This is a genomic window from Chitinophaga sp., from assembly GCF_036569185.1.
Lineage (GTDB): Bacteria > Bacteroidota > Bacteroidia > Chitinophagales > Chitinophagaceae > Chitinophaga.
In genome coordinates, this window is sequence record NZ_DATCRD010000386.1 from 19457 (window position 1) to 39433 (window position 19977).

The 19977-nt window shown below is 49.5% G+C and carries 12 protein-coding genes; 7 read left to right on the top strand and 5 right to left on the bottom strand.

The window, feature by feature from the left end:
- Complete coding sequence (locus VIM72_RS29030; RefSeq protein ID WP_332006302.1) at positions 1-1032, bottom strand: GntR family transcriptional regulator; 1032 nt, start codon at positions 1030-1032, stop codon at positions 1-3.
- A 190-nt stretch (positions 1033-1222) separates the two neighbouring features.
- On the opposite strand from VIM72_RS29030, the gene rhaT reads away from it, so the two are divergent.
- The 7 genes from rhaT (at position 1223) to VIM72_RS29065 (ending at position 13242) form a co-directional block, all read left to right on the top strand.
- Positions 1223-2278 carry an L-rhamnose/proton symporter RhaT gene (rhaT, locus tag VIM72_RS29035; RefSeq protein ID WP_332006303.1) on the top strand — a complete coding sequence of 352 codons (1056 nt, stop codon included), beginning with the start codon at positions 1223-1225 and terminating at the stop codon, positions 2276-2278.
- Between the two features lie 42 nt (positions 2279-2320).
- Positions 2321-4447, top strand: coding sequence for a bifunctional aldolase/short-chain dehydrogenase (locus VIM72_RS29040; protein ID WP_332006304.1), 2127 nt, complete (start codon positions 2321-2323; stop codon positions 4445-4447).
- Between the two features lie 34 nt (positions 4448-4481).
- On the top strand, positions 4482-5756 hold the full coding sequence (locus tag VIM72_RS29045; protein WP_332006305.1) for a sugar isomerase: 1275 nt from the start codon (positions 4482-4484) through the stop codon (positions 5754-5756).
- A gap of 13 nt (positions 5757-5769) precedes the next feature.
- Positions 5770-7167 carry an FGGY-family carbohydrate kinase gene (locus VIM72_RS29050; RefSeq protein ID WP_332006306.1) on the top strand — a complete coding sequence of 466 codons (1398 nt, stop codon included), beginning with the start codon at positions 5770-5772 and terminating at the stop codon, positions 7165-7167.
- Between the two features lie 35 nt (positions 7168-7202).
- Positions 7203-8138, top strand: coding sequence for an alpha/beta hydrolase (locus VIM72_RS29055; RefSeq protein WP_332006307.1), 936 nt, complete (start codon positions 7203-7205; stop codon positions 8136-8138).
- Between the two features lie 108 nt (positions 8139-8246).
- Positions 8247-11462, top strand: a complete 3216-nt coding sequence (locus tag VIM72_RS29060; protein ID WP_332006308.1) for a glycosyl hydrolase — start codon at positions 8247-8249, stop codon at positions 11460-11462.
- 10 nt (positions 11463-11472) lie between these two features.
- Positions 11473-13242 carry a hypothetical protein gene (locus VIM72_RS29065; RefSeq protein ID WP_332006309.1) on the top strand — a complete coding sequence of 590 codons (1770 nt, stop codon included), beginning with the start codon at positions 11473-11475 and terminating at the stop codon, positions 13240-13242.
- Between the two features lie 24 nt (positions 13243-13266).
- Here the strand turns inward: VIM72_RS29065 and VIM72_RS29070 are convergent, their stop codons facing one another.
- From VIM72_RS29070 to VIM72_RS29085, 4 genes are all read right to left on the bottom strand, one after another.
- On the bottom strand, positions 13267-17337 hold the full coding sequence (locus VIM72_RS29070; protein WP_332006310.1) for a glycoside hydrolase family 2 TIM barrel-domain containing protein: 4071 nt from the start codon (positions 17335-17337) through the stop codon (positions 13267-13269).
- Positions 17338-17418: 81 nt separating this feature from the next.
- Entirely contained in the window at positions 17419-18549 is a 1131-nt protein-coding gene (locus VIM72_RS29075) for a FecR family protein (protein WP_332006311.1), read from the bottom strand.
- 41 nt (positions 18550-18590) lie between these two features.
- The gene (locus tag VIM72_RS29080) at positions 18591-19130 is read right to left on the bottom strand and encodes a sigma-70 family RNA polymerase sigma factor (RefSeq protein WP_332006312.1); all 540 of its coding nucleotides are present in this window, start codon (positions 19128-19130) and stop codon (positions 18591-18593) included.
- A 100-nt stretch (positions 19131-19230) separates the two neighbouring features.
- A partial coding sequence (locus VIM72_RS29085) for a hypothetical protein (protein WP_332006313.1) occupies positions 19231-19977 on the bottom strand: 747 nt, incomplete at its 5' end.

Consider the following 19977-nt stretch of genomic DNA (forward strand, 5'->3'; position numbering starts at 1 on the left):
TTACAAAGATGCCCGCATGGTTACATAGAAGGGAACCTCTATCTGTGCCCGAGAGTTATCCTGTATCAGTTGGGCCGCCATTTCCCCCATACATTTAAAATCGGTGGAAATAGTAGTGATACCATTGAGGATAAATTTCTTCAGTGGTGTTTCATTATAAGAGATGATGCCTACGTCTTTACCTATCTTCAGGTTCAGGGAGTTGATCCTTTCTATCAACAGCACCAGGTCATTTTCCCGCAGGTTAATATATACATCTCCCGGTTGTATATCTTCCTCTTCAATTTCTTCTACCTTCTTACTGTTAAAAGCATAGTTCTGGCAGAACTGCATAAATCCTTCATAGATCTCTTCGGGGTAATAGGTATTATCGGGGTAAATGATCTTGATGGTATGGTACTGCTGCAGCTTATCCCTGGCTTGTTCCAGCGCCCCGTAAATATCTTCCTGGAAGTTCTCATATACGGCGCCGTATTCGCCGGTTACCCCTTTCAGCTTTTTGTCCAGCAGGATCAGCTTCTCTTTTGGAATGGTATTGATCACTTCATCCACATGTTCCCATCTTTCCCTGAAGTGGGGGAGTATGACAATGTGCGTATATTCATTGATATTCTGCGACAGCAGTTTTTTAAACAGGCTGAAATCGCTGTTATAAATATAGAAGTCGATACTGGCCTGTTCCCCCAGCTTGTCTGCAAACGAGTCGTAAATAATTTTTTTGTGCTCGCTCAGTTTGTTGAACAGTAACAGTATCTTATATTGCTGGTCAAGATTGGTTTGCGATACATAATAGCCTTTACCGGGCACCGAGCCCAGGATACCAAGCCCCTTCAGGTATTTGTATGCCTTTTCCGCGGTATCCCTCGAAATTTCAAAGGCGTAACTCACTTCGTTGATAGAGGGCAGGATATCGTCCTGCTGCACTTTTTTATCAACAATGGCTTTGATAATAGAATTGGCCAGCTGATAGTATTTAGGCGTAGCAGAAAAATCATCAATAAAAAGATGCTTAAAGATCGGATGTTGTTTCATGGTTCGTCAGGTGTTGATCCGTAGAATTAGCTGTAAAACTATAACATGGTTCTTTGCAGGACAATGATAGTGATTTAATTCTATAAATGCTACCTCCGGCCGGAAGCATGACAGTGCATGACAGTTTAAAAAAGTACATGCTTTAATTTTACAAAACTTTAGTTTCCACGTTACAAATTACTACATCAATATGCAGGCTTTACTGGGAGTTTTATTTCACTTTATAGGTGGATTTGCATCTGGGAGTTTTTATATCCCTTACAAGAAGGTGAAGGGGTGGAGTTGGGAAAGTTACTGGATTGTTGGGGGGATCTTTTCCTGGCTGGTGGTGCCTTTGGTAGCTGCCTGGCTTACTGTTCCCGGTTTTATGGATATTATCCGCAACACGGAAGGCGCAGTATTGTTCTGGACTTATTTCCTGGGCGTATTATGGGGAATCGGCGGTTTAACCTTTGGTTTATCCATGCGGTACCTGGGCATGTCGCTGGGGATGGCGGTTGCGCTGGGGTTTTGTTCTGCGTTCGGTGCGCTGATACCGCCCATTTACCGCAGCCTGTTTACTGATGATCCCAATAATATAGGCGCTATGTGGCACAGCAGGAGGGGATTGTATGTGTTATTGGGCGTGGTGGTATGCCTGCTGGGTATTGCCATTTGCGGAAAGGCAGGCATGATGAAAGAAAAGGAGCTCACCAGGGAACAGAAAACAGAGAGCATTCAGGAATTTAATCTCCGTAAAGGCCTGGTGGTAGCTATTGTTTCGGGTATCCTGAGCGCCTGTATGAGCTTTGCCATCACTGCCGGCAATAGCATGGGCAAGGCGGCGGAGGCCAATAATACCAACCCTTTGTTCCGTAACAATGTTATTTTTGTAGTGATTATGCTGGGCGGGCTTACCACCAATTTTATCTGGTGTATGCTCCTCAACAGGCGTAACCGCTCGTTCACTGACTATACGAATAAAAGTACCCCGCTGGTAAAGAATTATTTATTTGCCGCCATTGCCGGCACTACCTGGTTCCTGCAATTCTTTTTTTATGGAATGGGAGAAAGTAAACTGGGCAATGACGCCAGCTCCTGGATCCTGCACATGGCTTTTATTATCCTCATTTCCGGTATGTGGGGCTTTGTGCTGAAGGAATGGAAGAACGCCAGCAAAAAAACATTCGCCATTATTTCACTGGGCATATTCACTATTATTCTTTCTGTAGTACTGGTCGGATATGGTAATTCATTAGAAAATTAACCCGCATTATATCGCAATTAAAAACGTTAAAATTCATAGAGTATGTCTTTAGATGGAACTACTACGCAATTCAGGCATGTCAGCTATTTATGGGATGAAGCAACAGCCGCCTCCATGGCTGGTGACGAAGTAGCCTTGCTGATTTATCGTTCCAATTTACTCGGCGCAGACCTCCGGCTCACCAATTACGGCGGTGGGAACACCTCCTGCAAAGCCATGGCAAAAGATCCGCTGACGGGAGCCCCCGTTGAGGTAATGTGGGTAAAAGGTTCCGGCGGCGACCTGGGCACACTCAAGAAAAGCGGTCTGGCTGCTTTGTATGTAGACCGTCTACGCAGCCTGAAAAATATATACAGGGGCATAGCACATGAAGATGAAATGGTGGAACTGTTTAACCATTGTATCTATGACCTCAGCTCAAAAGCACCGTCCATTGATACCCCCCTGCATGGTTTCCTGCCCTTCAAACATATTGACCACCTCCATCCCGATGCAGCCATTGCCATTGCAGCGGCAAAAGACGGCCGTAAAATCACGCAGGAGCTGTTTAATGGCACCATTGGCTGGGTGCCCTGGCAAAAGCCCGGATTTGACCTCGGATTGCAGTTAAAGCAGTGCCTGGATGAAAACCCCGGCATCCGCGGTATCATGCTGGGCTCGCATGGACTGTTCACCTGGGGCGATACTGCTTATGAAAGCTATGTCAACACCCTGGAAGTGATTGAGCGCTGTGCGGAATACCTGGAGGAAAATACCGGCCGCAACAAACCCGTTTTTGGCGGCGCTAAAATACAGTCCCTCCCGGCCGATCGCCGCAAAGCCCAGGCAGCTGCACTGGCGCCGGTGCTGCGCGGATACTGCTCCTCACAGCAAAAAATGGTGGGCCATTTTACCGACGACCAGAGAGTACTTGAATTTATCAATTCCAATGATCTCGACAGGCTCGCGCCACTGGGTACCAGCTGCCCGGATCACTTCCTCCGTACAAAGATCAGCCCGCTGGTACTGAACCTGCAACCTGATGCCGACCTGAATGATGTAGCAGCCGTGAAAGCATCGCTGGCCCCGCTGTTCACTGCTTACAGGGAAATGTACCAGGAGTATTACAATACCTGCAAACATCCCAACAGCCCGGCCATGCGCGATCCCAATCCCGTTGTGATCCTGTATCCGGGCGTAGGTATGTTCACCTTTGCAAAAGATAAACAAACCGCCCGTGTGGCCGCTGAATTCTATATCAACGCCATCAATGTAATGAAAGGCGCAGAAGCCATTTCTGAATATACCTCCCTGCCACGGCAGGAAGCATTTAACATTGAATACTGGCTGCTGGAAGAAGCAAAGCTGCAACGCATGCCCCGGCCTAAAGCACTTACCGGCCGGATAGCCCTGGTAACAGGCAGCGCCGGCGGCATCGGTAAAGCCATCGCCAAAAAGTTTGCGGAAGAAGGCGCGGTAGTGGTGATCAATGATAATGATGCACAACGACTCTCCTCCGCCACTGAAGAGTTTAATAAACTGTTTGGGAAAGATGGATTCACCTCAGACCTCCTGGATGTTACAGACGCCGCGTCTATTCGTAACACTTATAATACCGCTGTACTGGCGTTCGGGGGAGTGGACATTATAGTGAACTGCGCCGGTTTATCTATCTCAAAACCTATCGAAGAGCATACGGAAAAAGACTGGGACCTGTTATATGATGTGCTCGTAAAAGGACAGTTCCTGGTTACACAAACCGGTGTGGAAATTATGCGCAAACAGGACACCGGCGGAGATGTACTGAACATTGTAAGCAAGAATGCGCTGGTGTCTGGCCCCAACAATGCAGGCTATGGTTCTGCGAAAGCAGCGCAGCTGCACCTGAGCAGGCTCAATGCCGCAGAACTGGGGAAAGATCGTATACGCGTGAACGTAGTAAACCCGGATGCGGTGATCTCCGACAGTAAAATATGGGCCGGCGCATGGGCGGAAGGCCGCGCCAAAGCCTATGGCGTAAAGGTGGAAGAACTACCTGCGTTTTATGCAAAACGCACCCTGTTAAATGAGATCATTGTACCGGAAGATATTGCCAATGCCTGCTATGCTTTTGTAGGAGGATTACTGAACAAGGCAACAGGTAATGTACTGAATGTTGATGGCGGTGTAGCCATGGCTTTTGTGAGATAAAAATATTATTTTATCTGCTGTTAAAAAGATCATCATGAGAATTGAAAAATACAGGATAGAGGAACATAACCAGGCCGGAATGGCTGCACAGCAGCGGGCGTTTGAATATCTTTCCGGGGAAATAAAAAATGTGCCCGATATACTGCAGCGCCTGAAAGCCTTCCAGGTGGGCATTCCCAGCTGGGCGCTTGGCACCGGTGGTACCCGCTTTGGGCGTTTTCCCGGTGGTGGCGAGCCACGCAGCCTGGAAGAAAAGATCGAAGACATTGGCCTGCTGCACCAGCTGAACCAGTCCAGCGGCGCTATTTCCCTGCATATCCCCTGGGATATTCCATCCAACCCGGCGCATATTAAAGCTATGGCTGCACAGCATGGCCTCCGCTTTGATGCGATGAACTCCAATACCTTCCAGGATCAGCCTGGGCAGGCGCTGAGCTATAAATTCGGCTCCCTGCAGAATGTAAATAAAGACATCCGCAAACAGGCGGTTGAACATAATATAGAAGTGATCCGTCATGGTATAGAGCTTGGCTCTGATGCCCTCACCGTATGGCTTTCCGATGGTTCCTGTTTCCCCGGCCAGCTCAATTTCCGGCATGCTTTCCAGAACACACTGGAAGGCCTGCAGGAAATTTACGCCGCCCTGCCGGACCACTGGAAAATGTTTGTGGAGTACAAAGCGGCGGAACCTAATTTCTATTCCACTACGGTGGGCGACTGGGGCCAGTCGCTGTTATATGCCAATAAGCTCGGCCCGAAAGCCTATACGCTGGTGGATCTGGGACATCACCTGCCCAATGCAAACATTGAACAGATTGTAGCCCTGCTGCTGATGGAAGGTAAACTCGGCGGTTTCCATTTCAACGATTCAAAGTACGGCGATGACGACCTGACCGTTGGCAGCATCAAGCCTTACCAGCTGTTTCTCATTTTCAACGAACTGGTGGAAGGAATGGATGCCCGTGGCATGAATCATACCACGGACCTTGGCTGGATGATAGACGCCTCGCACAATGTGAAAGATCCGCTGGAAGACCTGTTACAGTCGGTAGAAGCTATTATGATCACTTACGCGCAGGCTTTGCTGGTAGACCGGAAACAATTACTGGCGGCGCAGCAGCACAATGATGTGGTAACGGCCCAGGAAATACTGCAACAGGCGTTCCGTACAGATGTGCGGCCGCTGGTAGCCGAAGCCAGGATACAATCCGGCGGCGCATTGAACCCGCTGGCGTTATACCGTTCTGAAAAAGTGAGAGATCACCTGGTACGTGAAAGAGGAGCCAAAACAATGGCCACTGGTTTGTAATTTAAAAGTGTTTATGAGCGAGATTCCCGTTATTGCCATTTTTGATGTTGGAAAAACCAACAAGAAACTGTTTCTCTTTGATGAACAGTACAAGATCATCTTTGAGCGTACAGCCCGTTTTACGGAAACTACAGATGAAGATGGCGCACCCTGTGAAAACCTGGAAAGCCTCCGGCTCTCTGTATTCGATTCGCTGAGGGAAGTATTCGGAAGAAAAGATGTGGCTATCAAAGCCATCAACTTTTCCACCTACGGCGCAAGCCTGGTATATATTGATGAAGAAGGGCGCCCACTAACACCACTATACAATTACCTGAAGGAATATCCGGCTGCATTAAGTCAGCAGTTTTACAGCAAATACGGCGGTGAAACCAACTTCTCGGTACAGGCGGCATCGCCTGTACTGGGAAGCCTTAACTCAGGTATGCAGCTGTACCGGCTGAAATATGAACAGCCCGAGGTGTTCAGTCGCGTGAAATATGCGCTGCATCTGCCGCAATACATGAGCTACCTGCTGTCGGGCATCGCCTGCTCGGATATTACCAGTATTGGTTGCCATACCAACCTGTGGGACTTTAAACAAAATAAATATCATTCGTGGTTAATAAAGGAAGGGGTGCTGGAAAAGCTGGCGCCTCTTTTTTCTTCCGGAGAAGTGATGCCTGCTGCGTTCCCGGGAAATAACTATGCTGTGGGCACGGGATTGCACGACAGCTCCGCTGCGCTGATCCCATACCTGGTTAATTTCCACGAACCTTTCGTATTGATTTCCACCGGCACCTGGTGCATCAGCCTGAACCCTTTTAACGATACGCCTCTTACGCCGGAAGAGCTGGAGGCGGATTGTTTATGTTATATGTCGTTCCAGGGCAAGCCTGTAAAGGCCTCCCGCTTGTTTGCAGGCTATGAGCATGAGCAACAGGTAAAACGTATTGCCGCGCATTTTGATCAGCATGCCGGCCGTTACCGGTCGGTGGAGTATGATGCCAATATCATCCGTATGCTGAAGGAAAGGAATAAACAGGATCCGCCACAGCTGCAGGCCGATAAACAGCGAATGCAGGCATCCGTATTCGGGCAGCGTGACCTGGATACTTTTGCGTCTGATATTGAAGCCTATCACCAGCTGATGCTGGATATTGCCAACCAGCAATACATTGCTACCGGCAGGGTATTAAAAGGCGCCCGGGTAAAACGTATATTCGTTGACGGTGGATTCAGTAAGAACGTCATTTACATGAACCTGCTGGCCTCCCTGTTCCCGGATCTTGAAATCTTTGCTGCGTCTATGGCGCAGGCCACTGCAATGGGCGCCGCACTGGCCATTCATTCGCACTGGAACAGTAAGCCCATGCCCAACGACCTGATAGAACTGAAATATTATTCGGTGACGCATGATGCAACTTTGTGAAGTTTTGATTATCATTACCACCAATAACTATTATTATGCGTGCCCTCTTTATCCTGCTTTTGAGCTTCGTTGCCTTTGCTGCCCATGCACAAACCGTAATGCCTTTGTATGACGGTCTTCCTCCCGGTGGAATTGCCACCGTCAATGAAGAAATAATCAACAAAGACAACAGCCGTGGGCATACCAGTGTGCCTACTTTAACAGTGTTCCTGCCGCCAAAGGAAAAAGCCACGGGCACCGCAGTCCTGATCTGCCCGGGCGGAGGCTATTCATGGGTGGTATTGCAGAAAGAAGGGCTTGATATAGGAGCGTATTTTCAAAAACAGGGCATCGCCGCTTTTGTACTAAAGTACCGCTTACCGGACGATAAGATCATGCAGGACAAAAGCAGTGGTCCTTTGCAGGATGCACAGGAAGCCATGAAAATCATCCGCACGCATGCCGCCGAATGGAATATAGACAACAACCGTGTAGGTATTATGGGCTTTTCTGCCGGCGGTCACCTCGCTTCCACAACAGGCACCCATTTCAATAAGCCCGTGCTGGCCGCCAATGCCGGTATCAACCTGCGCCCCGATTTTATGATCCTGGTATATCCTGTGATCAGCATGGAAAAGAACCTTACGCATTCCGGCTCCCGTTTAAATTTACTGGGCAGCCAGCCGGGAGAAGAGGCGATAAAAAATTACTCCAACGACCGGCAGGTGACGCCGCAAACTCCTCCAACAATCCTGTTTCATACCGGGGATGATACTGTAGTGGATGTCGATAACTCCCTGCTGTTTTACCAGGCCCTTCGCCATCAGCATGTACCTGCCGAAATGCATATTTACCCGGAAGGCAACCACGGTTTTGTATTGAAACTGCCGGTGGAGGTGTGGATGCAGATCACGATGAAGTGGCTTGGCCGGATGGGTATGCTTAATCCCGGCAATCCTTTGCTGCAGGGAGGCCCAGGACAGTTATACTGATAACCTTTTTTATTTTCGAAGATCTCATAAGCGGTTTGTTGCGGATAAAAGCCCGGCAGACCAGCATGCTGCTGTTATAACTTTTACGGTTAAACGAAGATGTAACGTATGATAAAGAATATCACCCGGTACAGCGCGGCTGTACTGTTGCTATCAGCTGCATTAAATGCCAGCGGTCAGCAATCCCCGCTGCAACAGGGATTTATAACGCCACCGGATAGTATAAAACCCAGTGTATACTGGTACTGGATGAGCGATAATATTTCGCAGGAAGGAGTGAAGAAAGATGTGGAAGCGATGGCCAAAGTAGGTATTGGCCGCGCTTTTATCGGTAATATAGGATATCCGAAAGAAGAAGTGCCATACGGAAAAGTAAAACTGTTTTCCAATGAATGGTGGCAGGTAACCCGGACGGCTATACGTACTGCTTCAGAGAATGGTGTAGATATCGGTTTGTTTAACAGCCCGGGATGGAGCCAGAGCGGCGGCCCCTGGATCAGGCCTGCGCAATCGATGCGCTACCTTGCAGGCCAGGAGATTACTGTTCATGGCCCGCAGCAGTATCAGCAACAACTGCCGGCTGTCCCGGCCGACTTCCAGCCAGTGGCGGTGCTGGCATTCCCGGTACCCGCAGCAGATAATGACGATATTGGCAAACATGCACCACACATCACTTCCAACATCACCTTCCGCAATATTGAAAAACTAACAGACGGGAATACGACGGAGGAAGTAGTGATTGATGCACCTGCAGGCAAGGATCCCTATATTACTTTAGAAGTTGCGGACAACTTTACCGCAAGGAGCCTTATTATTTACCCGGCGGCAAAGCCATTTAAAGCGCAGTTTGAGCTGCAGGTAAAAGAAGGAGATAGCTGGCATACCATAAAGAAATTTGAATTCGACCGCAGCAATCCACAGAATAATGTAGGCTTTAAACCTTATGCACCGGTGGCCGTTTCTTTCAAAGCTACCGCCGGCAGGCAGTTCCGCTTGTTAGTCAGCGATGGCCGTCCTGCGCTGGCGGAAATAAAATTGCTCACGGCGCCGCGTATTGAGCGCTTTGAAGAAAAACAACTGGCCAAAATGTTCCAGACCCCGCTGCCGCTCTGGAATGAGTACCAGTGGCCGCAGGAGCCTGAGGTACATGGTGCAGGTCTTACTATTGATCCGGCAAAAGTTATTCATCTCACTAAAAACCTATCTGCCAACGGTACCCTTACCTGGAAAGTACCTGCCGGCAACTGGATAGTAGTACGGTATGGCATGTTGCCTACTGGTGTTACCAACGGTCCTGCTTCACCGGAAGGAACCGGGCTGGAAATAGACAAGATCAGTGATGAATGGTCGCAATACCATTATGATGCCTTTGTGGGTAAGATCCGCAAAAGCATTCCTGCAGCAGAACGTACAGCGTTGAAATGGGTGGTGGCCGACAGTTATGAAACCGGTTCACAGAACTGGACCGATGACATGGCGGAAGATTTCAAAAAACAATATGGCTACGATCCCCTGCCATGGCTGCCGGTGTTATCCGGCAGGGTGGTAGGTAACCCTGATCAGTCGGACCGCTTCCTGTGGGACCTCCGCCGCCTGGTGGCAGATCGTGTTGCTTATAAATACGTAGCCGGGTTACGCAAGGCCAGTCATAAAGACGGCATGAAGCTGTGGCTGGAAAATTACGGCCACTGGGGCTTCCCATCGGAGTTCCTGAAATATGGCGGGCAATCAGATGAAGTGGCAGGAGAGTTCTGGAATGAAGGAACACTGGGAAATATCGAATGCCGCGCTGCTTCTTCCGCTGCGCATATTTACGGCAAAACAAGAGTGGCGGCAGAATCCTTTACTGCCGGCGGCAACGCCTACGGCCGTTACCCGGCGTTGCTGAAGCGCCGTGGCGACTGGTCCTTTACGGAAGGGATCAACCACAGTCTTTTACATGTGTTTATTGAACAGCCGTATGAAGACCGGGAACCTGGTGTGAACGCGGGTTTTGGTACAGAGTTCAACAGGAAGAACACCTGGTTTTACCAGGGGAAGGCATTTATAGATTATATCAGGAGATGTAACTTCCTTTTGCAGCAAGGTAAAGCAGTTAATGATATTGCTTATTTTATCGGGGAAGATGCACCTAAAATGACCGGGGTCAGAGATCCTGAACTGCCCAAAGGCTATTCCTATGATTACATTAATGCAGAAGTGATCATGGAACGGTTGCAGGTAAAGAATGGCCGGCTGGTGTTACCGGACGGTATGAGCTATCGCCTGCTGGTGTTGCCACAGCTGGAAACCATGCGGCCGGAGCTGCTGGAGAAAATTGCACAGCTGGTAAAAGAAGGCGCTGTTATCCTGGGGCCTGCGCCTAAACGCTCTCCAAGCCTGCAACAATATCCTGCTGCTGATGCAAAAGTACGGCGGCTTGCGGCTGAATTATGGGGCAATAGCCGGGAACATCAAAGGAGCTATGGAAAAGGACAGGTACTTAACAATATGGATATGCAGCAGGCACTGAATATATTGCAATTACCGGCAGACGTAGCGCAGTTGCCGGAGCCGGTGCTTTATACGCACCGCAGTACCGGGGAGGGCGAAATATATTTCCTCAGCAACCAGTCGGACCAAGCCATTTCATTGTCGCCCGCTTTCCGCATTACAGGCAAACAACCCGAATGGTGGGATGCGGTAACCGGTGAAACGCGTGAACTGAAACAGTTTACACAGCAGGCAGCACACACCGTAGTGCCGTTAACGTTAGCCCCTTATCAAAGTGGTTTTGTGCTGTTTCAAAAGAAGGCCGCTGCACCTGCCAATAACACAGTTAATTTCCCGGAAGCAGTTACGCTAATGCAGTTACAGGGACCATGGACAGTAAGTTTTGATGCTGCCAGACGCGGACCGGCGCAACCGGTGGTATTTGATCAGCTGACGGACTGGAGCCGGCATACCAATGAACAGATCCGTAGTTATTCCGGTAATGCTGTTTATGAAATTACTTTTAAGGCAGATGAGCCACCGGCAGGATCCACTGTATACCTGGATCTTGGCGCCGTGGGAGTAATGGCGGATGTAAGCCTGAACGGCGTAGCGCTGGGCAACGTATGGACAGCACCTTACCGTGTAAACGTAAAAGATGCATTGAAGAAAGGAGATAACAAGTTAACAGTAACAGTAGTGAACACCTGGGTAAACCGGCTTATTGGCGATAGCAAATTACCGGTGGCAGAAAGAAAAACATGGAGTAACGTAAACCCCTATACGCCAAAGAGCGATTATCAGCCGGCCGGCCTGACAGGTCCTGTAAAGCTCACGGCAGTAAAATACTAAACCTGGTTGCATGAAAATATATAATACCATTTTTCAGGTAGCACTGATGTTAAGCAGCATTTCAGCTGCGGCCCAGTTGCCGCCGGTGTTCGATAGTAGCCGTATGGCCACGGTTCAGTCAACAGCTACCGTGCGGCGTTATCTATCTCCCGAAAAAATTATATGGCAAACGCCCAACGCAGGCGAACATATCATTAATGCCAAACGCTTCCTGTTGCCTGGCAACGGGCAGGCCGACCTGGCCAATCAGCATATGTGCGTGCTGAAAAGCACCACTACTGTGCATCCCGGCTTATTGTTTGATTTTGGAAAGGAGCTGCATGGAGGCCTGCAACTGGTGACCGGCATGTATAAAAGCGGTAAGCCGGTGAAACTGCGGGTACGTTTTGGCGAATCTGTAAGTGAGGCTATGAGCGATATTGAGCCGGGAAAAAATGCCACCAACGATCACGCCATCCGCGATATGATTGTAGAAGTGCCCTGGCTGGGAAAACTGGAAGTGGGCAATACCGGTTTCCGTTTTGTACGGATAGATCTGCTGGATGATAACACGGAATTGCAGCTCAAAGAAGTAAGGGCCATCTTTGTTTATCGCGACATACCTTATCTCGGCTCTTTTAAATGCAGCGATACATTGCTGAACCAGATCTGGATGACCGGCGCCTACACGGTGCATCTGAATATGCAGGACTATCTATGGGATGGTATTAAACGCGACCGACTGGTATGGATCGGTGATATGCACCCGGAAACATCTACCATCAGCACCGTTTTCGGGTATAATGAAGTGGTGCCTCAAAGCCTGGACCTTTCCCGCGATATCACCCCGCTGCCACAGTACATGAATGGCATGGTGTCTTATTCCATGTGGTGGGTGCTTATACAGCGCGACTGGTACCAGCATACCGGTAACCTTGCTTACCTGAAACAGCAGGCGGGTTACCTGAAAGGATTACTGGATCATCTCTCCAAAAAAATTGATGCCAGCAACAGCGAAGACCTGAACGACGGCACCCGCTTCCTCGACTGGCCATCCAGTGAAAATAAAGCCGGTATTCATGCAGGGCTGCAAGCCATGATGATCATGACGCTGGACGCAGGCGCCGCATTGAGTAAAATACTGAACGATGAAGCCACCGTGAAGAAATGCCATGCCGCTATTGCACGGTTGAAGCAGCATGTACCGGATGCCAATGGCTCCAAACAGGCCGCCGCACTGATGGCCTTATCCGGCCTGGCCCCGGCAAAGAAAATGAACGATGAGATCATTGGCGCCGGCGGCGTAAAGGATTACTCTACTTTTTACGGCTACTACATGTTGCAGGCAAAAGCAAAAGCGGGCGACTACCAGGGAGGGCTAAACGATATCCGTACCTACTGGGGTGCTATGCTGCATCTTGGCGCCACAACGTTCTGGGAGGATTTTAATATGGATTGGCTGCCCGGCGCCTCTCGTATTGATGAATTAGTGCCACAAGGGAAAAAGGATATTCATGGCGACTACGGCGCTTACTGTTACAAAGGGTTCCGTCATAGTTTATGCCATGGATGGGCCTCAGGGCCAACACCATGGCTAACCGAGCATGTGCTGGGCATTACTGTGCTGGAGCCGGGATGTAAAGTGATCAAAGTAGTACCGCACCTGGGCGATCTGCAATTTGCCGAAGGTACTTTTCCAACGCCTTATGGAATAGTAACGGTGAAGCATACACGATTACCCGGTGGAAAAGTTGCATCTGATATCAAAGCGCCTGCGCAGGTGAAGGTGGTCTGGGAATAGTTTTGCTCTTATCCCGCTGGATCCCTACCAGTAAACAAACTGGTAGGGATCAAAAAATTTATAGGCCACCGGGTAAAAACTACTCTTCTCCGTTTCACTGGTTTGCATGTCGCCTGCTTCCGGGTACGCCATATTGGCCCAGAAACCAAACCCGCCTTTTCCTGAGACTACTTTGATAGTAAGTATATTTTCGCCTGCAGAAAGAGCGACAGGCAGGATAAATTCATTTTCCCTTTTCTGGTGATTGGCATCTACACGCAGGATGGATTTGCCATTCAGCCATACCTCCATCCAGTAGTCAACGCCTATACGAAGAATAGCCTTTTGTACTGACTGACTGTTAACACTTTTCGTTACATACGCCACTGCGTTATCATCTTTGCCTCCCAGTGCCTTACTGAGATCTACAAAACCATTCGGGCCCGCATCTACAGTTTGCCGCCAGTCCAGCATTTTACCATCTTCCGTTTTATAGGTGAGATTAGGGTTTTCAGCGCCTGCAATAGCATCGTCCTGGCCGGGAAAGGAGGCGGCCAGCGCCTTTGCCCCGCCGAATGCGGTATAAGGCCCCAGCACTTTCCATGAGCTGAGTGTTCTGAACGAAAGCGGGCGGTCCACCTTACAGAGTTTGCGGGCAATTACAGGAGAAGGAGCAGCGCCAAGGTTGGTAAGCAATTGCGCTATCAGCTGATGCATACGGATCACGCTTAACTGGATGGCTTCCTGCTTTTCGGGAATAGCTGTATATCGTTGCGCTAATTGATCCGGAGTGAGTTGCAGGTAGATGCTTTTACCTTTGCCCTTGTTTATCTGGGAAAGAAGCCCATCGCATAGTGAGGAAGACGTAAAGGCGGCTACCTGGAGCGTGTCTCTCCACCGTAGCAGGTTAGGGCCGATAGCCCGGAGAAGCGGGGATGCTTTTCCTGTATGGACCTTTACCACTGTTTTAACTGTTGTATTTAATCCCTGCGCGGTGAGCCATGATGGTTGCTGCGGAAGATAAAATGCAATGCCTCCGGCGGCCACAAACGCATCGACCAGTGGCAGCCTGGCTGTTTGATCCGGACCAATCACCCATATGGCATTACCGGCGCCGGGTCCATCCCGGAAGGGAATACCTGCATCAACGAGGAGTTGCCTGCCGCTGCTATTGCCGGTATAATATACCTCGCGTAACCCGGGAAGTAATTGCTGCTGCGAAGTAAGCAGGTTTTTAGCCAGCAGGGTGGCAGCGGGATCTGTGCCAATACGGCCGGTGAGATCCAGTGAACAGAAAGTTACTTTGCCTTTGCCATAGCGCCATTCCAGCAAAGGGGTGTACGCCATGTCAAATTCAGTTTGCAGAATGGGGGTGAAACCGGCGATCTCAGGGGTTTTCAGCGCTATGGAAGCAACGGCGTGACGGTTGGTCCATTTCGGTGCATGTTGCGTGTCGTAGCTCTTTGCCTGCTTTCCTTCCGGCAACAGGTCCGGACTGCCCCGCCAGCTGACCAGGTCTGCTGGCTGCAATCCCGCCAGGAGTGGACTTTCCCGGTCGCGGATAAAAGTATAGCGCGGCATGGTGGCAGTGGTTTCAAACCCCATACCTTCCCATACGGAGAGTGGCTGTTCCAGTATCACTACACGTAGTCCTGCTGCTACATCCTTTTCTGCATAAGGCAGTGTATCGCCCGGCTGCAGGGCTTCCCGGCCAATCACCAGTATAGCGTCAGGAGAAATGCGACGGCCTTTTTCCCATAGTGAATATCGTATGCCCAGTTGTTTCAGTGAAGCAGCCGATTTCCCGGCGGGGTCATACAGCCATACCGGCGCTTTCATCACAGCTGCTGCGGGCCGCGGGAAAACTGTCAGCGGAAAAGTATCATTAGGCGCTCCGGCAACGGCAAGCACCAGCTGCATATCGGTCCGGGTGCTTACATGCGGCGCTTTCAGGGAAAGCGGAAATTGCTTTATTTCGCCGCCGTTTACAGCCAATGGCACTGACCCCTGCTGAAATACTTTAGTGCCTTGTTTGAGTATCCATTTTGCTTCTGGTGCTATTTTATGAGCGCCATCCCATACAACGGCGATACGTTTTTCAAAAGTTTCGCCGGCAAAGAAGATATGTGTTTTATCAGTGTGTACCGGCGATCCGGCGAGGTAAACCAGCAACGGCTGATTAGCCTCGCTGAAAATATCGAACCGTGGATTTGCCCAGGAGGGTTTGCCGGTTAGCGGGGCGGTCAATGATTTATAACGTTGCGTGAAGGGCAGGAGTTTTTCCCCTTTGGGATTACCATAGCCTTCCAGCAGCCAGTACAGCCAGCCTCCGTTCACACCCCAGGTGCGCCAGGCACGGTTGGTATTGCGGGTAAATAATTCCTGGAAACGCCAGAAGCCGGGATATTGCTGGAAGTCCATTTGCTCCCAGGTGGCACTGCTGGCGGCGTTGCTTCTTTCTATTGTTTGCCGCAATCCTTTTTCGCCTTCGGTAGTGTAGGCGGCATCACCAAGATACATAGATAAGTATTCCGTAAGCAGGAACTGTTTGCCCTTCCAGAAGTTGTTCCAGTAAGGCGGGCCGAATTCCACCGCAGCATAAGGCATATTACCTTTTTCGGACCAGGCCATTGGCCATTCTTCTCTTTCCTGCAGGGGCACAAAATTCAGGTATACGTTGGCGGATGATATGTCGCCCACACTGCCATCGGCATGAGCGAACACCAGCCGGGTGGGATCTTCCTTTTTCATTATTGTGCACGCGAGGTCTATCACTTTGCCTTGTGTAGAATACACGGAATCGCGTCTGCCCATCCTGGCGGGATCGATATTTGATTTTGGATTGGCGCTGTTCATGGCAATCACCCAGGCGAGTATACTGGGATGATTGCGGTAATGACGGGTAAAATATGCGGCTTCATGCTGATAGTCGTTCTGCAGCCCGGGATCATGCAGCAGTTTATCGCGTATCACGGAAACGCCTGGTCCTGGTACAGTACAGCCCATTCCCGTCCTGTCCATTTCGTTGAGCATTTCTTCATTGAGAAGGGGCGTTTCTGCATCGTTCAGCCACCACAGTTTGTGATGAGGCTGGAACTGGCCCACGTTGTAGCCGATCAGCCGGTAAAGCGACAAGCCATATTGATTGGCGCCATACACGTCTGTAAGCCGCCAGCGGGAAAGGTGGCCGTTCATGTAAAGCTGGTTCCCGGCGGTCCATATTTCCCTGAATCCGAAAGTGACGCCAGGGTAGCGGCAAAGCATTTTATCGCCCTGCATCAGCGTCACGCTTGCCTTGTAGAGGTAAGGACTGTCCAGTTCCCAACAAATGGGATCCGGCCAGCTGGCTGTTATGCGGTACACCTTTTTTCCATTCACCAGTTGTAATGTTTTGTTGGAAAGCGTGAGTACCCGGGTATTGTTCTGATCAGTGATCTCTGCCTGCAGATGATAAGCGCCCGTACTATTTTTTGCGTCCACTTCCACTTCGAGGGTGATCGATTTATTCCTGAAAGAAGTAATGCAGAAGACATCTGTAATGGCCTGGGGCGACCGTGCAATAATGGTAACCGGCGCTGTGATGCCCATGGGCCAGTCGGCCACCGGGATGATGTTGCCGCTGCCCTGCCTCGACTGATAACGAAGCGGGTCCTCCGTGAAGCTCCGCGAGATCCCATTATAATCCCTGGTGATAAAAATACGAAGTGTGTCTGACTGACCATAATGCAGGAAGGGACCCAGGTTGATTTCGCCGCCTGGCCTGAGCAGTTCTCCCACACGTTGTTGATTAACGAAGATGATGGCATCGCCTTCTATCCGCCTGAAGTCGGCGATCACATTTTTTGGCTGCCAGTGGGCCGGGATATTTATTGTTTGCTCATACCAGAGGCTGTTTACTTTATCCTGCGGCGTGCCGGCCCAGGCGCTGTTTTTCCCGGTGGTGATCCTTCTCCAGTCTATGCCGGGAACAATGCCCCATTGGCTGCTATCGGGCGCTATGGCAGGCGATTGTGCAGGTTGTACCTTCCAGGTGGGCCCCAGGCGGAGGGTGTCCTGTGCATATCCTGCAACGGTGATCAGGAGGGCGGTAAAAGAAGCAATGATACGGTTGTTCAAAATAGTAAAACTTAAGTGCTGAATATACAACGCATCTTTACGACTTAAATTCTACGGATATGGGTGAACGGTAAAAATGAATTATTTAAGGTGCAGCGTGTTCCCCTTGTAGTAGGATTGAACACCGGAAGAAATAGCGATATTGGTGAGGAATACATCCAGTGGTTTATGCTTGTCGATAGCGCCCGACAACGTTTGACCGGCCAGTGCCGGGTTGTCGAATATAACAGGCACGTCAAACCAACGCGAAATAATTACGGCAATACTGCTTAGTTTCTCATCGTGGAAATGGGTGGTGCCGTTCATCCACGACAGGGTATTATCTGCGTCAAAAGAGGTGGTAACAAATTTTCCATCTTCATAAACCGACTGATAACCGGGAGATAATTTCACTTTGATATCCTTTCTGCTGCTTATCACAGCGCCATCTATGAGCGAAGTGGTAACATTGGCAGGCTCGTAGGCATTGATGTTGAAGGAGGTACCCAATACTTCCACGGTTGTTTCCCCGGCATGTACAATAAAAGGCTGCTGCTCATTTTTTGCTACTTTAAAATAGGCTTCGCCAGACAGATATACCTCCCGGTTGCCGCCCCTGAAAGCATAGGGAAAGCGAAGGCTGGACAGTGAGTTTAACCATACTTCCGTTCCATCTTTCAGCACTATTTTATAATCCAGTTTACCCGGTACCATCAGCGTGGCCCATTCATCGGTAGTATTTTCCGGAGCAGTATAGGTAAGACCATTACCGTTAATAACGAGTTTCATAGTGCCGGCAGTAATGGTATTGCCGGCGGAAGATGGCAGTGGAATTTCTTTCCCGTCCGACAACCGTAGCTGTAATGTGTTTTTAGCGAGTGGTAAAGGTTGTTGCCCGGTTGAACTACTTCTCCCGGAAAAATACCAAACTCCGCCGGCTGCGATTATCAGCGATATAACGGCGGCGGCTATACGCCATCTCCGTACCGGGACTATTTTTGCGTGCGTTTGCAGTTGCGGTTTTACGCGGTCCCAGCCCCGTGTTTCATCAATACCGGCTATAAAGCGCCGGCCTTTGTCATTGTCCAGTTCCTGCCGGATATGATTCCACATATCCGCCACTGCCGCGTCATTTTCAATGGCAGCGGTCACCAGCCGGTCATCTTCTTCACTGATTGCCCCGGTTACTTTCTCGAAGAGTAATGCTCTTATATGTTCTCTGTTTACTTCCATCTGTAACTTAAAGACGATTTTTGCGCAAAAACGGGTGATCGTTATTTGTAGCCCGCAAACTTTTTTTGTAAGATTTTTAACGCCAGCTTAAGGTGCGTTTTAACAGAATTAATGGTGATGCCCATTTCTTCCGCTGCTTCCTTGTACTTTTTATCTTCCAGGTAAACCAGGCTGAAAGCCCTCAGACGCTGGTTGGGAAGCTCACTCAGGAGGAGGTCTATCTGTTGTGCAGTCTCTTTATTTTCTACAATATTTTCATTGATCTTATCTTCCAGTGTGTTGGCATATGCGTGAAGCCTTTTATGCTCATTTTTCCCTTTCTCAATAAAGCTGAGGCATTTATTACGGATGGCGGTGTGGAGGTACGATTTAACGGAATAGGTGATGTTAAGATACAGTTGTTTATCCCATATTTCAATGAAAAGGGATTGTACCTGGTCTTCCGCCTCAGTTTCATCCTTTAACAGGTAGTAAGCGTCAACATTCAGCGATTTGTAGTATTTCTTAAATAATTGTTCATACGCTTTTATATCACCCTCCCTGAGTTGATGCAATAAAAGCCCGTCGTCATTATTATTCATGAAGAGATACTTATTAACGTGGTAAAAATCTCTATAACGTGTACTTAAAGTTAATATCTCTTTGTTGAGTTTCCCTGATTTACTGCTAAAATCTTTTCCGTTATTTGTTTTGGTCGGACAAGCTGCCTAATAGCAGCACCCAGCCTGCGTAGCAGGCGTTTTCCTTATATTTATCCAGGTTGCCGGGCTGGTTGTTGCCGGTTGCCAGGATGGCCATTTTATCTAATTTTTTTGCGGATACCTCCAGGTTAATGGTATGTGGCCCCGCATCGAGCAGGGGCATGAAAAAGTAGTGGGAACGATAGTACACGGCGTGGCGGTCGAAGCGGGGATATGGTCTGGCCGCCTGCCCGTCTATCGTTGCATCGTATTCACCGCAGCCGGGGCCTACCAGGTCATATAAACCTGCCAGGCGCCCATTGAATCTTATCTGCAGCGATGATCCGGGTTGTGTGGACTTAACAAGCGATGGAAAGCGCTGGCGGAATTGAATCGCCACGGAATCGGTACTGTTGGAAAGATCAGACCACTGCCCGGTCCGGGGCAGGTCTTTCACAGCCAGCAGCTGTGCATCTTCCCAGTTATCTTTGGTATAAGGATCAATAAGGGGATGTTTAAGCGGATGATCATTGTTTCTTAACTGCTGCATGGCACGTACCAGCGCTTCGGTATACAGGCGATGGCCTGTAGTGGTGTTGGGGTGGATATTGTCGCCGGAGAAAACAAGTTTATCCGGGTACTGGTCCGGTTTACCCTGGAATACCAGTTTGCCTTCCTTTAGCAGTGCCAGTACCTGCATTCCCAGCTGCACGGAAGGAATACCGTAGTGCTGTGCAATATGTTCCAT